Source organism: Halorubrum sp. CBA1229, assembly GCF_003721435.2.
In the GTDB taxonomy this organism is placed as follows: Archaea; Halobacteriota; Halobacteria; order Halobacteriales; family Haloferacaceae; genus Halorubrum.
The window spans coordinates 1198276-1212882 of record NZ_CP054585.1; the positions used below are offsets into that span (position 1 = coordinate 1198276).

10 protein-coding genes are annotated in these 14607 nt (G+C 68.6%); 4 read left to right on the plus strand and 6 right to left on the minus strand.

Annotated features, from left to right (window positions below; translation table 11 throughout):
• Positions 1 to 77: 77 nt before the first annotated feature.
• From argS to Hrr1229_RS06080, 5 genes are all read right to left on the minus strand, one after another.
• A complete protein-coding gene (argS, locus tag Hrr1229_RS06060) occupies positions 78 to 1892 on the minus strand; it encodes an arginine--tRNA ligase (protein WP_123113728.1) in 1815 nt (604 codons plus the stop codon).
• A 183-nt stretch (positions 1893 to 2075) separates the two neighbouring features.
• Positions 2076 to 2258, minus strand: coding sequence for a hypothetical protein (locus tag Hrr1229_RS06065; protein WP_123113727.1), 183 nt, complete (start codon positions 2256 to 2258; stop codon positions 2076 to 2078).
• Positions 2259 to 2460: 202 nt separating this feature from the next.
• Complete coding sequence (locus Hrr1229_RS06070; RefSeq protein ID WP_123113726.1) at positions 2461 to 5142, minus strand: PAS domain-containing protein; 2682 nt, start codon at positions 5140 to 5142, stop codon at positions 2461 to 2463.
• A gap of 189 nt (positions 5143 to 5331) precedes the next feature.
• Positions 5332 to 6267 (minus strand): NAD-dependent epimerase/dehydratase family protein, encoded by a 936-nt coding sequence (locus tag Hrr1229_RS06075; protein WP_123113725.1) that lies wholly within the window; start codon positions 6265 to 6267, stop codon positions 5332 to 5334.
• Positions 6268 to 6574: 307 nt separating this feature from the next.
• On the minus strand, positions 6575 to 8185 hold the full coding sequence (locus tag Hrr1229_RS06080; RefSeq protein WP_123113724.1) for an iron ABC transporter permease: 1611 nt from the start codon (positions 8183 to 8185) through the stop codon (positions 6575 to 6577).
• Between the two features lie 117 nt (positions 8186 to 8302).
• On the opposite strand from Hrr1229_RS06080, the gene Hrr1229_RS06085 reads away from it, so the two are divergent.
• From Hrr1229_RS06085 to Hrr1229_RS06100, 4 genes are all read left to right on the plus strand, one after another.
• Complete coding sequence (locus Hrr1229_RS06085) at positions 8303 to 8857, plus strand: gluconate 2-dehydrogenase subunit 3 family protein (RefSeq protein WP_123113723.1); 555 nt, start codon at positions 8303 to 8305, stop codon at positions 8855 to 8857.
• Positions 8854 to 10497, plus strand: coding sequence for a GMC family oxidoreductase (locus Hrr1229_RS06090; RefSeq protein WP_123113722.1), 1644 nt, complete (start codon positions 8854 to 8856; stop codon positions 10495 to 10497). The genes Hrr1229_RS06085 and Hrr1229_RS06090 overlap by 4 nt, the downstream gene beginning before the upstream one ends.
• Before the next feature lie 206 nt (positions 10498 to 10703).
• The gene (locus tag Hrr1229_RS06095) at positions 10704 to 11357 is read left to right on the plus strand and encodes a dolichyl-phosphate hexose transferase (RefSeq protein ID WP_255212581.1); all 654 of its coding nucleotides are present in this window, start codon (positions 10704 to 10706) and stop codon (positions 11355 to 11357) included.
• A gap of 455 nt (positions 11358 to 11812) precedes the next feature.
• Positions 11813 to 12241 carry a hypothetical protein gene (locus Hrr1229_RS06100; protein ID WP_123113719.1) on the plus strand — a complete coding sequence of 143 codons (429 nt, stop codon included), beginning with the start codon at positions 11813 to 11815 and terminating at the stop codon, positions 12239 to 12241.
• 78 nt (positions 12242 to 12319) lie between these two features.
• On the opposite strand, the gene Hrr1229_RS06105 is transcribed toward Hrr1229_RS06100, so the two are convergent.
• Complete coding sequence (locus Hrr1229_RS06105; protein ID WP_123113718.1) at positions 12320 to 14605, minus strand: glycosyltransferase family 39 protein; 2286 nt, start codon at positions 14603 to 14605, stop codon at positions 12320 to 12322.
• Positions 14606 to 14607: the final 2 nt, after the last annotated feature.

Below are 14607 nucleotides of genomic sequence, written 5' to 3' on the forward strand. Positions count from 1 at the left end.
CTGACAGAGTTCACCGCACCGCCGACGGCGACACCACGGGCGAACAAAATCGATCGACGACTTCGACAGTACCGATCCTACATCGACTCGGGCGCCTCGACCCCGAGCACGTCGAGCGCGTTCGCCATCGTGTGCTTCGCGGCCGCGACGAGCGCGACGCGGGCGGCCCGGAGCTCGTCGTCCTCGGCGGTGACGACCGGGCACTCCCTATAAAAGGCGTTGTACGCGTCGGCGAACTCGCGGGTGAACGTCGCGACCGTGTGCGGCTCGAGGTCGTCGGCCGCCGCCTCGATGACGGCTGGGAAGCGGGCGACCTCGCGGAGGAGCTCGCGGGCCGCGTCGGTCTCGAGGGCCGCGGCGTCGACGTCGAGGGCGTCGGCGTCGACGGCGCCGTCGGACCCGGCGGCCGCCGTCACGCCCGGCACGTCGACGCCGGCGGCCGCGGCCTCGTCGAGGATGCCGGCGCAGCGCGCGTGGACGTACTGGACGAAGGGGGCCGACTGCGCCTCGAAGTCGAGCGCGTCCTCCCACTCGAAGGTGATCGCCTTCGCGGGCTGCTTCGAGACGATGTCGTACCGGACCGCGCCGATGCCGACCTGGTGGGCGATGCGCTCGACGTCCTCGTCGGTGAGGTCGTCGTCGCGGATGCGGTCGTCCATCCGGCTCTCGACGGCCTCGCGGGCGCGGTCGATCGCCTCGTCGAGCAGGTCGTCGAGCATCACGCCGGTCCCGCGCCGGGTGGACATCTTCCCGTCGGGGAGGTTGACGTACGAGTAGATGACGTGGCCGAGCCGGTCGGTGTCGTTGCCGAGCAGCTCTAAGGTCGCATCGAGCTGGTCGGCCTGCAGCTTGTGGTCCTCGCCGAGGACGGTGACGGCGCGGTCGTAGTTGTCGAACTTCCACTCGTGGTGCGCCAGGTCGCGGGTGGTGTAGAGACTCGTGTCGTCCGAGCGCAGGAAGACGAGGTTCTTGTCGATCCCCCACTCGTCGAGCTCCAGCTGCCAGGCGTCCTCCTCGTACACCGCGTGCTCGGTCTCCTTGAGCCGCGCGGCGATATCGTCGGTGGAGCCGTCGCGCATGAACCGCGTCTCCTTGACGAACTCGTCGAACTCCGCGGGGAGCCGCGCGAGGCACTCCTTCATCCCGCCGAGGACGGTGTCGACGACCTCGCCGACCCGTTCGTACGTCTCCTCGTCGCCGGCCTCGAGCCCCTGCAGGATCGCGGAGATCTCCGCTTCGGCGGCGTCGACCTCGGCGGGGTCGGCCTCCTCTAAGAAGGCGTTCCCCTTCCGGTAGTAGCGAACGAGGTCGTACTCGGCGCGGTCGCGGGCGGGCTCCGCGTCGAGGTCGGACTCGTCGAACCGCTCGTACGCCCACGTGAACACCGCCATCTGGCGGCCCGCGTCGTTGACGTAGTAGTGGCGGTCGACGTCGTAGCCCGCGTACGCCATGAGGTTCGCGACCGCGTCGCCGACGATCGGGTTGCGCGCGCGGCCGACGTGGACCGGGCCGGTCGGGTTCGCGCTCGTGTGCTCGACGACGACCGAGGCGTCGCGGTCGGGGAGCGCGCCGTAGCCCGCGTCGGCGGCGGCCGCGTCGAGCGTGTCGACGAGGTAGCGCTCGCCGGCGTGGAAGTTGACGTACGGGCCGGCGGTGTCGACCGCGGCGAGGTAGTCGTGGCCGGAAACGTCGACCGCGTCGGCGACCTCGCTCGCGACGTTCGGCGGCGCGTCGCCGACCTCGCCCGCGAGCCGGAAGGCGACGCTGGAGGCGAGCGTCGCGTCCATGTCGTCGGGCGGGCGTTCGATACCGAGGTCGTCGGTCGGGAGGTCGAGCGAGGCGAGCGCGTCGCCGAGCGCGTCGGCCACCTCCGACCGGAACTGCCTGAACATACCGTCCGTTCGTCGGTCGGCCTAAAAGGCCCTTCCGAAGCGACGCGCGTGCGAGGTCGCCGGCGCGACGCGCCGGTGACAGCGTGGGCTACACGTCACGGACAGCCGGGGGGAGTCCGGCGACGAGACTGGAGAGGCGTGAGGCCGGGGCTTTCGAGGCCCTACACGTCGGCACAGCGGGAATCAAGCTGAGCCAGTTTGCCAGCCGATGAACGTCTCGAATCCGTACGTGAATCCGAGGAAGATCACGGCGAAGACGAACCAACGAAAGGCATCGAACGTACCTGTAAACGCGAGGACGTTGAAAATGTACGATAACGACGCCCCGACAAACGCGGCTACATACAGGTTACGTCGGTTGTCCATACCGAGCGGTCAACAGTATGTGAATTAACTCTTCGCCTAGCTAAGCTAATCCGTAGCAATCCGAGCAATCGAGCTCCACCGTCTCGTGCCGAGAGAGATACGCGCCCTCTGTTCGGCAGCGGCGTTTGGAACGACACGGGCTCCGGCGCGGCGTTTGGAACGACGCGGGCTCTGTCAGTGCCCACGCGACCGGTAGAGACCGTCATTCAGCACCGAACTCGACACCGGTTATCTCGAAGCGTGCGCCGCCCTCGCCACCGTCCGTCACATCGATCTCCCACTCGTGGGCCTCGACGATCCGTTTGACAATACTCAATCCGAAGCCGGTTCCGTCCGCTCTCGTCGAGTAGCCGGCTTCGAAGATGGCTTCGCGTTCGTCCGCAGGGATTCCGGGCCCGTCGTCTTCGACGTAGAACCCCGTGTCCATCTCTCCGACCGTCACGGTCACGTCCCCGCCACCGTGGTCGATAGCGTTCCGAATCAGGTTCTCGAACAGCTGTTTCAGACGGCTCTTGTCGGCCTGTACGGTCCGTTCAGTGTCGGTGACTAGCGTGGCCTCGTCCGTTTCGACGTTCGCCCAGCACCTCTCGACAAGTGCGGTCAACGCGACCGCCTCGAAGTCCGTGACCGTCTCGCCCTCGCGGGCCAACGTCAGGAGGTCCTCGATCAGCGTCCGCATCCGCTCGTGGGCGCGCCCCACGTGTTCCAAGTGCTCGCTATCGCACTCCGTCGCAGCCAGTTCCAAGCGCCCTTCGGCCACGTTGATCGGGTTCCGAAGGTCGTGAGAGACGATACTGGCGAACTCTTCGAGCCGGTCGTTTTGCTCGGTGAGCTCCCGCTCGCGAGCCCGGAGCTGCTCGGTCCGTTCGACCTGTTCGAGTGCTCTCGTTAACCCGCCAGCCAGAATCTCACTCAGGAGTCTGTCCTCGTCGTCGAACGTCTCCGGTGACGGTGACCCGGCGATCAGGATCCCGTGGTCCGCGAGCGGGAGGTAGAGTTCGCTCCGAACCGGCGTGTCCGGGTTGTACCGATCCGGGTCTTCGTGGACATCGTCGACCGCGCGCGGCTCTCCTCGCTGGTAGACGCGCCAGGCGATGCTGTCCTCGGCGGTGAATACCGGGGGATCGCCGATGAGATCGGACACGGCGTCGGTGGCTGCGGCCGGGACGAGCCCCGCTGCGTCCTCGTCGTAGAGGTGGATCGCGTTGAGCTCGATTCCCAGCAGGTCCCTGGTCGTCTCGATACCGATTTCGAGGACCTCATCCCGCGTGTCCGCACGCATCAGCTCTTGAGTAACCTGATTCAACGCTTCGAGCTGCTGCTCGCGGACCGTGCGCTCGGTAATGTCTGTCGCAACGCCGAAGACGGCAACGGGCGAATCCGGGTCGGACCGTTCCCCCGTATCGTAGATGGGAACCTTCGTGGTCAGGAAGATCCGCTCGTCACCGTCCACAACGATCGGTTCCTCGGCCTCGATCGGTTCGCCACGCTCGATGACGGCCCGGTCGTTCTTTTGGACTTCGGTGGCCATCTCCGAGAGGTGGATCTCGTGGTCCGTCCGCCCGACGATTTCCTCGTCTCGTAGGTCGAAGAGGTCGCGGTATGCCTGATTGACGAAGATGTACTCGCCCTCGTCGTCCTTCATAAACATCGGTGTCGGCGTGTTCTCAAGGACGGCTTCGAACCGTCGCTGGATCGTTTCGATCTCCCGTTCGCGGGCCTTGCGAGCGGTCACGTCCCGATACACCCATAGATGCCCCCCGCCGTCCGGGAGCTCGATCGGTCGGTGGGTCCGTTCGAACGTTCGTCCGTCGGCGAGTGTCAGTTCCTCTTCGTCTACCTGTTCGCGTTCAGTGATCAGTTCGTTGATTCGCTCGACGAACTGCTCAGAGTCAGCGAACATATCGCTGAGATCTTCGGCCAGACGCTCACAGTCCGCACCGGCGACTCCCTCGGGCGAGCCCGGCAGCTCAAAGAGCCTGAACAGCTGCTGGTTGACCGCCAAGACGTTCCGAGATTCGTCTTCAACCAGCACTCCCTGCGGGAGTGCATCGAAGAGCGTCGAAAGCAGTGCGTTGGTCTGTTCGAGTTCCCGTTGGTGTTGTTTCTGTGCAGTTATATCTCGGGTGACCCCGACGACACCCTCAACAGTCCCGTCGATCGTGAGCGGGGTCAGTCGGTACTCTAACACCGCGTATCCGTGGTTGGGAAACTCCGCTTCGAGTTCCCCCGACAGTTGGTCGCGCCGTCCGTTGAGAAGGGCCTGATAGGGGTCTCCGGTTTCGGCCTCCTCTTGGATTATCCGGATAAGGTTGCTCTCTTCGCCTTCGAGCGCCTCACGGGTCGTGTTGTACCAGTTGGCCAGATACTCGTTCACGATTTCGAAGCGGCCGTGTTCATCGTAGAGGCAAGCGGATTCATACATCGAGTTGATCATGTGTTTGTATCGTCGGAGGTCGCGGTCTCGTTCGGCCAGTTTTTGTTGAGACCGGCGTGATTCGACGACGTTCTCGATGCGATTGGCTAAGAGCGTGTAGTGGTCCGTTCCGCTCCCTTTTTGAAGGTAATCAGTGACCCCCGCGGTGATCGCGTCCGAAGCGACTTCCTCAGACCCCTTGCCGGTGTATAGAATAAACGGGAGATCCGGATGTTCCTCGCGCACCGCTTCGAGGAACTCGATACCGTTCATGCTTGGCATATCGTGATCGGAGACGATACAATCGAACGTCGAGATTGCAAAGTCGGCAAGGGCTTCGCTGGCACTGGTCGCCGTTTCGACCTCGAATCGGTCGTCTTCACGTTCGAGGAACGTCGCGGTGAGATCTGCGAACTCTGGTTCGTCATCAACGTGGAGGACGTTGATCGTGTCAATCGTGCCAGCCATTCCTGTGGGACGATGGCTCGGCCACTGATATGTGTATGGGAGACCATATCAAATAGAAGAATTGCCGCTGAGATCACGGCTGAAGGTTCGAAAGCGGAGGCAGACGCGAGTTCCGCGCCCCGTATGCAGCGTCACCTCAGACAGACCATCTGCGACCGACTAGTTCGACAGAGCCGAATCGACTACACTCTATTGCACGATCTCGTCGATCAGCTCGCTCGCGCTCCGCCGGACGGCCTCGTCGCTCTCGATCGCGGGCTCCCAGCCGAGGTCGACGAGCCGCTCGATGGAGAGGCGCATCTTCGGCACGTCGCCGGTCCAGCCGCGGTCGCCGCCGGTGTAGGCGTACTCGGGGTCGACGCCCAGCTCGTCGGCGACGATGTCGGCGATGGCCGTCACGGAGGTGGTCGTGCGCGTCCCGAGGTTGTAGACGTTCAGGTCGTCGGCGGCGTGCTCGACGACGTACTGGATGGCGTCGACGCACTCCGAGACGTGCATGTACGACTTCTCCTGCCGGCCGTCGCCGAGGATCTCTAACTCGGAGGGGTCCTCGTCGAGCTTCTGGATGAAGTCGGGGATCACGTTGCCGCGCTGGTGGGGGCCGACGATGTTCGCGAAGCGGAACACCCACGACCGGACCCCGTACGAGTGGGCGTGCGTCGAGATCAGCGCCTCGTCGGCGAGCTTCGAGGAGCCGTAGATGGAGATGGGTTCGAGCGGGCCGTGGTCCTCCGGCGTCGGGCGCGGCGCCTCGCCGTAGACGGTCGAGGAGGAGGTGAAGGCGAGCCGGTCGACACCGACCTCGTGCATACGCTCCAAGACGTTGTACGTCATCGCCGTGTTGTCCTCGAACAGCTCGCGGTCGTCGTCGTAGTTCGTGTCGGTGTACGCGGCGAAGTGGAAGACGATATCGAGGTCGCCCGTGACCGCCTCGGCGACGTCGTCGGAGTCGGTCAGGTCGGTCTCGATGAAGTCGGCGCCGTCGGGGACGCGGTCGCGGTCGCCCTTCGAGAGGTCGTCGGCGACGCGGACCGTCGCGCCGCGGTCGAGGAGCCGGGCCGCGAGGTGGCTCCCGACGAGCCCCGCGCCGCCGGTGACCAGCGCGGTCGAATCGGTGAGGTCCATACGACTCCGTGAGGCGGAGTCGTGTAAGTAGGTGTGGAATTGGAACGAGATCGGTGACCCCGCCCCCACTCGTGAGCGGTCGACCGCGACTACTTCCAAAGCCCCACCCGTACGGCACCGTACCTCACACCTCCCCGGCCTTGTCGCTGGCGGCGTCAGCCGCCAGCGACTCCAGCGACGGTCTTCGATTCTCTGACAGCCGGAGCGTCGCGCCGGCGACAGCGAGGCGCGACGTGCCCCTGGCGGTCGGGCGAAGCCCGACGACCTCACGCGCGCCGCTGCAGCTCGGTTCAGCCCTCGGTGAACCTCACAACCCCTCTTCGCCGCCCTCCTGCGTGAGGAGGACGACCATCGAGAGTCCGGAGATGAGGAGCAGGATGAGCGTGGGGACGACCGCGTACTGGTAGAACACGCTCTTCTGTGCGCGCCAGATCTGCGTGACGATCGTTTCGAACCCGGTGGGGCGGAGCACGAGCGTGACGGGGAGCTCCTTCATCGTCGTGAGGAAGACGAGCGCGGCGCCGGCGACGATGCCGGAGCGCGTGAGCGGGAACGTCACGCGCCTGAACGCGCCGGTCGACGACTCTCCGAGGGTGCGCGCGGCTTCGACGAGCCGTCGGTCGATCTGAAGGATGGAGGTCCGCGTCGACCCGACCACCTGCGGGAGGAAGCGGACGACGTACGCGAACACCAGGAGCGGGAGCGTCTGGTAGAGCCACGGCGCGTAGCCGGAGCCGAAGTACACCAGCGCGAGCGCCAGTACGATGCCTGGCACCGCGAAGCCGACGTACGTCGCTCGCTCGAATATCACCGCGAACGGCGAATCGTAGTTCGCGGCGAAGTACGCGATCGGGATCGCGGCGAGCGCGGCGACGACGGCCGCCGCCGCGGAGACTGACACTGAGTTGACCACCATGATCGGCTCGAACGCCAGCGAGGGGCGGCGCCCGGACTCGGACCGGAGCAGCCACAGTCCGAGGATCCACAGGGGGACGAGCAGCGCAGCCCCTGACACCGCGGCCGGCAGCAGCGTCGCGGGCCAGCGCAGACGGCCGAGCGAGACCCGGTCGTCCGTCTGCCCCGCGTCGTCGCCGCTCGTGTTCCGGTTCGAGCGGACGGCCCACTCCAAGGCGAGCACGAGGACGACCACGACGAGCAGCTGGAGGGAGAGCAGCGCGGCGTAGTCGCTGCCGAACGAGTTGTACTCCACGTAGATCTGTCGGGTGAACACGGGGAGCTGCATGATCGAGGGTGTCCCGAAGTCGGAGACGGCGTACAGCGCCGAGAGCAACGCTCCGGCGGCGATCGCGGGTCGGATCGTCGGGAGCGTAACCCGACGGAACGCCGCGATCCGACCGTGGTTGAGCGTTCGGGCGGCCTCGATCATCGTCGTGTCGAAAGAGAGCAGCGCGGCCCGGGTGGTCAGGTAGACGTAGGGGTAGGTGTACAGCGTGATCACGAGTATCGTGCCGGAGAGGCCGTAGATGTTGGGCACCCGCTCGACGCCCAGCGGGGCGAGGATGTCGTGGAACGCTCCCTGCGGGCCGAACGCGGAGACGAACGAAAAAGCGCCGACGTAGCTCGGCACGACGAGCGGGAGCGCGGCCGCGACGGACCAGAACCGCCGGAAGGGGAGATCGGTCCGGGCCGTGAGGTACGCGAGCGGTACGCCGATGAGGATCGAAGCGGCGGTGACCCCCGCCATCAACAGGAGGCTGTTGACGAGCACTTCGGCGGTGCCGGCGCTGAACAGGAGATCCATCGCCCGCTTCCGCTCGACGGCGACCGCTCTGATCACGAGCCACGTCAGGGGGAACACGAGCGTGGCGGCGATCGCCGCGCAAAGCAGCGTCAGCCCGAGCGGAAGCCTGTCGTCGCCGTCGGTCAGCCGGTCGCGGATCCGGGTTCGCAGGGTCATTATGCGGGAGACGGAGTCGCTCTGTCCGATTGAGGGGGCGCCCCGCGTTATGGGTTCCGATCGCTCGGCGAGCGCACTCCGACGGATATATGAATTTAGGGCTGCCTAAAAAGTTCCATGGAACTGACGCGACGCGACGCGGCGGCTGCGCTGGCCGCGATCGGCGCGACCGGCGGGGTCGCGCTCGGCGTCCGTCGGGCGACCGACGACGGACCGATCGATGCCGACGCGTCGTGGGACGGCGAGGGCTCCCCCGACGACGAGGCGGTCCGCGAGGCGATGACCGCGGTGGCGCGGGTGCTCTACCCCGAGGAAGTCTCCGGGATCGACGCGTTCGTCGACGGCGTCCTCGACGGGCGTCTCGACGGGTCGGCGCACGCGGAGGGGGTCCGCGCCGCGGTCACCGAGGTGGAGTCGGCGGCCCGGTCGTGGTACGACGCGCCCGTCGCCGAGCTCTCGGCGGCCGAGCGCGACGACCTGCTGCGCGAGCTCGGCGCGGACACGGCCGAGGAGGACCCCGCGGGGACGACTGCGGAACGCGTCCGCTTCTTCGTCGTCAACGAGCTGCTGCTCGCGCTGTACTCGTCGCCGACGGGCGGCGAGCTCGTCGGCATCGAGAACCCGCAGGGGTACGGCGGCGGCGCGAAGAGCTACCAGGAGGGACCGCGATGAGCGGCGCGGGGAGCGTCGGGGACGAGCGAGCGGGAGGGACCGACGTCGACCGGACGCCCGTCCCCGACGCGGACGTCTGTATCGTGGGCGCGGGTCCCGCGGGCGCGCTCGTCGCCGACCGGCTCGCTGGCGACCGCGAGGTGGTGGTGCTCGACGCGGGGCCGCGGTTCGACCCCGCCGACCGCCTCGCCAGACAGGAACGGGCGATCCGCCCCCACTACGGCCGGCCGGACGTGTGGGGCGTCGGCGGCGCGCGCGACGCCCACGAGAACGCCGGCGACCGGTTCTACCCGCTGAACCACGCCCGCGTGAAGGGGGTGGGCGGGTCGACGCTCCACTGGCAGGGGATGGTGATGCGGCTCCACGAGGACGATTTCAGCTCCGGCACGGAGCGGGGCGTCGGCCCGGACTGGCCCATCGACTACGCGGACCTCCGGCCGTACTACGCCGAGGCGGAGAAGGAGCTGGGCGTCGCGGGCGCGTCGGACAACCCGTACGCGCCGCCGCGCGAGGAGCCGCATCCGATGCCGGCGTTCGAGCCCTCCTACAGCGACTCCCTGTTCGCCGAGGCCTGCGAATCGCTCGGGATCGACATGCACTCCGTGCCGAACGCGCGCAACTCGGAGCCGTACGACGACCGGTCGCCCTGCGTCGGCTACGGCACCTGCCAGCCCGTCTGCCCGAGCGGCGCGAAGTACGACGCGACCGTCCACGTCGAGCGCGCCGAGGAGCGGGGGGCGACCGTCATCGACCGCGCACCGGTCGAGCGGCTCGACCACGACGGCGACGACGCGGTGACGGCCGCGGTGTACGCGACGCCGGACGGGGAGCGACACCGGCAGGAGGCGGCCGCGTTCGTCGTCGCTGCCGGGGGCGTGGAGACGCCGCGGCTCCTCCTTTTGTCCGCCTCGGACCGCTACCCGGACGGGCTCGCGAACCGGAGCGGCCACGTCGGGGAGTTCTTCATGGACCACCTGTTCGCCGGCGCGGGCGGGACCCTCGACGAGCCGACGCGGCAGAACCACGTCGGCTTCTACACGAGCGCCTGCGACCAGTTCTACGACGAGGCCGACGAGTCGCAGGCGCCGTTCAAGCTGGAGTTCTTCAACTACGCCGGCCCATCGCCGGTCGAGATGGCCCTGACCGGCGACGACTGGGGCGACACGCTCCTCGAGCGGCTCCGCGACGGGTACGGGAACCACGTCGCGATGGGCGGGCTCGTCGAGCAGCTCCCCGACGCCGACAGCCGCGTGACGCTCGCCGACGACCGCACCGACGACCGCGGCAACCCGGTCCCGCGGATCGAGTGGACCGTCGGCGACCGCGCGCTCGACACGATCGAGCGCGCCAACGAGATCCAAGTCGAGATCTTAGAGGAGCTCGGCGCCGACGTCGAGTGGGTCGCCGGACCGGACGCGACCGGTCCCGCCTACCACCACATGGGAACGACTCGCATGAGCGATGACCCCGAGACGGGCGTCGTCGACGCGCGCTGTCGGACCCACGACCTCGACAACTGCTGGATCGCCTCCAGCTCGGTGTTCCCCACGAGCGGGGCGATGAACCCCACGCTCACCATCGCCGCGCTCGCGCTCCGCGTCGGGGACGACGTCGCCGAGTGGCTCGGCGACGAGACGTGACATGTCCTCAATATTATTTTAGGTAAACCTAAAAACTCAAGTGCGTGCGAACGGAGACGTGAGTAATGAGCGACTCAGCACACGCGGCGAACGGCTCCGCGGCCGTCGTCGACGACGACGCGACCGACGAGACCATCGACGACACGACCGCCGACGACGCCGGCGACGCGGACGAGCAGTACACCTTCGACGACCTGAGCGTCGTGATGGGAACGTACAACGAGGAGGAGGCCATCGCGACGGTGCTAGAGGACATCGACGAGGTCACCGACGGGAAGGCGGAGGTCGTCTGCGTCGACGGCTCCTCGGACCGAACGCCGGAGATCGCCCGCGAGCACGGAGCAACCGTCGTCGAGCAGGAGCCGCAGGGGTACGGCGTCGCCGTGCGCGAGGCGGTCCTGACGCCCGACCGCCCGGTGGTCGTCACCACCGACTGCGACGACACCTACCCGATGGAGGCGCTGCCGGAGTTCCTCGCCGAGATCAACGACGGCGCGGACGTGGTGAGCGGCGACCGGCTCTACCACGGTGCGGACGCGATGCCGGCGTTCAACCGTCTCGGGAACCACGCGTTCGCGGCGGTCGCGAGCCTCCTGATGGGCGAGCGCGTCCACGACACCACCACCGGGATGCGCGCGTACCGCCGCGACGTGGTCGAGGAGATCGGCTGGACGGAGAACACCGGCCTCTCCGCCGAACTGCTGATCCGGCCGCTGATGCGCGGCTACGACGTCCGCGAGCGCCCGATCCGCTACGCCGAGCGCCTCGGCGAGACGAAGCTCGACCCGATCGGCGGCGGCGCCGCCATCGCGAAGTCGATCGTCACAGTCTGTCTCGAAGAGCAGCTCCGACGGTTCTGAAGGCGCTTCGCCCTCGACGCCGTCGTCGGACGGCGGTCCGGATACACTGTGGGCACAGTGGACCGCCGCCGGCGACGTTTTTAAACTCGTGAGCGACAGCGCCAATCATTTATAAATGGACGCGGCGGTGGCGCGTGCCGACGAACGCCCGCAGGGCGTGAGTCGCACGCGCGAGGGAGTCAGTCGCCGGAGCGGAGCGGAGGCGACTGACGAGGCTGGGGAGGCGCGAGGTGCTGTGCGGAGCGGTGCGGGGGCGGGGCTCAAAGGGGCAGCCGCGAGGACGCCGGAGGCGACGTAAGCACCGCAGCGAAGGAACGGAGTGACTGAGCGAGGAGCGCAACGAGCGTCCGGCGTCCTCGCGACTGGGGCTTTAGAGGAGTTCGCCGCCGATCCACGGTCGGTTATTTATAAGCTAGCGGCTGGGTTTATTTCTGTGCGACCGCAAAGTGTCGGCGATGTCGACTCGCTCGACGAGGTCCCCCCGACGCGTCGCCACCGTGGCCGGCGGGCTGTCGGTCGCCGTCACGCTCGCCCTCCGGTTCGCCGTCTTCCCGTATCAAGACCACGGCACACCGTTGTGGGAACTACCATGGATGACGCTCGGCGCGTTCGCGCTTCTCGCCGTCCCCGCGTACCTCTACGCGGCACACGGCGTGATCGCGCCCGTTGCTGTCGTCGTCGGAACATACGCGCTCGCGGTCCGCGAGACGTGGGGGTACTTCGGTGGGTTAGGCCCGCCGGACCCCGGGGCGGCCTCGACGCCGACGATCCTCACGCTGTACCTCGTGTTCTGGGCTGTCCCGCTCGCGGCCGCGACAGCGGTCGGCGGGGCGGAGTACGGGATCCGCGCGCTCGGCACGCGGCGAGGCGGAGCGGAGGCGTAGGCGCGACGGCGGTAGGCGCCACGGCGGCGCAACCTGACTGAGTCAGCTGTTTCGGCTACGTCGCCCGTCTCGCCAGCGTTACTCGTCGCTCGCTTCGGCGTCCGTCTCGAAGACGACCCACTCGGGGTGGGTGTCGGGCTCGTCGGGGAGGTAGGTTCCCTCGTTGCCGCACTCCGTGACGAGCCGGCAGGTCGAACGCTCGGGCGGCCAGACGGCCTCGACGCGTTCGCCGTCGTCGGTCACCCGCACCGTCACCTCCTGCCGGTAGGTGTACGTCGCGCCCTCGGGGTCGACGAGCGTCACGGTCACGGCGATCACGTCGCCGTCGGGGTCGAACGGGACCGGCTCGCTCGCGTTCCCGCCGGCCCCGCTCTCCGAGCCGGGGAGCCGGGCGCCCGAGGGGGTCACCGCCCAGTCGACCGCGAGCGACTCGCCGGGGTCCGACACGGTGTAGGAGACGTGGTCCGGGCCGCCCGGTGCGCCCCGGCGCGGGTCGACGCGCACCTGCGCGCGGGCGACGCGGTCGGGGACGCCGACGGTCGTCTCGGGGTCGATCGTCGACCCGGAGCGGCGGTCGAGCGCCTCCAGCTTGGGGACGACGTGCGCCTCCGGGCTCACGCCCCAGACGCCGTGGTAGGCGTAGCGGTACAGCGTGCGGTCGGGGTAGGCGTCCAACACGGCGAAGTTCTCCACCGGATCGCGTTCGAGCGCGTACACGACGTCGCCGTCGAGCCCCGGCCCGTTCCGGAGGTACTGGAACGGGTGGTTCTGCCACTCGCCGTACGGCGTGGGGAGGAACACGAGCCCGTCCTCGAACGTCGTCTCGTCGATCGGCGCGTACGCGGCCTCGAGCTTCTCGCCGACCGCGGCGTTCCGGTCGATCGGCTCGGAGGCGGCGTCCACGGCGGCGACGCCCGCCACGGCGACCGCGCTCACGACGACGACGGCGAGCGCGACGCGGGTGACCGCGGGCGAGACGCCGCGGGCCGCGAGCCGCTCGCGGGCCGCGGTGAGCCCCCGCCACCCGACGGCGACGCCCAGCCCGCCGAACACCGCCAGCGGAACGAGCAGGTCGAAGTGGTAGAACGGGCCGAACAGCGACGCGAGCCCGTCGGTCGGGTCCGAGAGGTCCGCGAGCGCGTTGTGGGTCCCCCAGAAGTACAGGTTCCCGACGACGACGGAGCCCGCGACGCCGGCGAGCAGCGCGGCCGCGGTCCGACGGAATGCGGGGGAGTCGGACGGGGCGGGCGCTCCCGACGACTCATCGACGTCGCCGCCGTCGGCGACCCGCGCGGCGCCGCCGGACGTCCGGCCGACGAGCCCGCCCACGTCTCCGTCCGCGAGCCACCCCCAGAGCGCGGCCGCGACGCCCCCGACCGCCAGCGCGGTGCCGAGCGGGCCGGCGACGAACCACCGCGTCGCGATCTCGGCGAGCGCGTAGCCGTTCGACTCCAGCGCCAGCTCGAGCGTGTACTCTACCGAGTGGCCGAGGATGCGCCGCTCGCCGAAGCCCGGGCCGTCCATCGGCGCGAACTCCTGGTACGGGAACACGAGCGGCGACCCCGTCATCCGGGCGTTGTACGCGAGCGTGACCCCGACGAACAGGACGCCGAACAGCGCCGTCAACCCCTGGCGACGGATCGGACCGGGGAGCTCGCCGGACCGGTCGAGCGCGAGCGCGCGGCGGCCGAGAGCCGCGAACGCGCGCGGCGTCGAGCGCCCCGTCTCGGCGCCGAAGCGGCGGACCGCCGCCCCCACCCGCCACAGCGCGTGAGCGATGAACGGCGCGGCGAACAGCACCGCGGTGTACGGCCTCGAGAAGAAGGCGATCCCGATCGCGACGCCCGCGACGCCGGCGGCCGCGAGCGACCGGTCGCGGATCCCCCGGAGGTACGCGACCGCGAAGACCAGGTTGAAGAACGTCGTGGGCGCGTACGGGAGGAACGCCGACGACGTCGCGATCGCCATCGGCGACGCGGCGAACAGGACGCTCGCGGCGAGCCCCGCCCGCCGACCGAACGTCTGCGAGCCGAGCAGGTACACTAAGGCGGCGTTGCCCGCGGCGACCGCCGCGAGCGTCACGCGCGGCTCGCCGAACAGCCACATCGAGGCCGCGAACGTCGCCGCCGGGACCGGGTTGTACTTCGGGTAGAGCCGCCCGCCGTCCTCGATGAAGAACCACGGGTGGAAGGCGTCGGCGAGCGGCCCGGCGTGGAACTCCAGCTGGCCGCCGAGGAGGAGCGCGGCCTGCGTGAGGTAGACGCCCTCGTCGTGGTTGGCGGAGTGGTGCGAAAAGACGGTGGCGGCGATCGCGAACGTCAGGGCGCCGGCCGCGACGGCGACCAGCGCGGCCGCGACCGTCACCC

What these genes read in the sequence shown, in the direction of transcription:
- argS (WP_123113728.1), bottom strand. Translation starts at nt 1,892, where the DNA reads ATGTTCAGGCAGTTCCGGTCGGAGGTGGCCGACGCGCTCGGCGACGCG.
- Hrr1229_RS06065 (WP_123113727.1), bottom strand. Translation starts at nt 2,258, where the DNA reads ATGGACAACCGACGTAACCTGTATGTAGCCGCGTTTGTCGGGGCGTCG.
- Hrr1229_RS06070 (WP_123113726.1), bottom strand. Translation starts at nt 5,142, where the DNA reads ATGGCTGGCACGATTGACACGATCAACGTCCTCCACGTTGATGACGAA.
- Hrr1229_RS06075 (WP_123113725.1), bottom strand. Translation starts at nt 6,267, where the DNA reads ATGGACCTCACCGATTCGACCGCGCTGGTCACCGGCGGCGCGGGGCTC.
- Hrr1229_RS06080 (WP_123113724.1), bottom strand. Translation starts at nt 8,185, where the DNA reads ATGACCCTGCGAACCCGGATCCGCGACCGGCTGACCGACGGCGACGAC.
- Hrr1229_RS06085 (WP_123113723.1), top strand. Translation starts at nt 8,303, where the DNA reads ATGGAACTGACGCGACGCGACGCGGCGGCTGCGCTGGCCGCGATCGGC.
- Hrr1229_RS06090 (WP_123113722.1), top strand. Translation starts at nt 8,854, where the DNA reads ATGAGCGGCGCGGGGAGCGTCGGGGACGAGCGAGCGGGAGGGACCGAC.
- Hrr1229_RS06095 (WP_255212581.1), top strand. Translation starts at nt 10,704, where the DNA reads ATGGGAACGTACAACGAGGAGGAGGCCATCGCGACGGTGCTAGAGGAC.
- Hrr1229_RS06100 (WP_123113719.1), top strand. Translation starts at nt 11,813, where the DNA reads ATGTCGACTCGCTCGACGAGGTCCCCCCGACGCGTCGCCACCGTGGCC.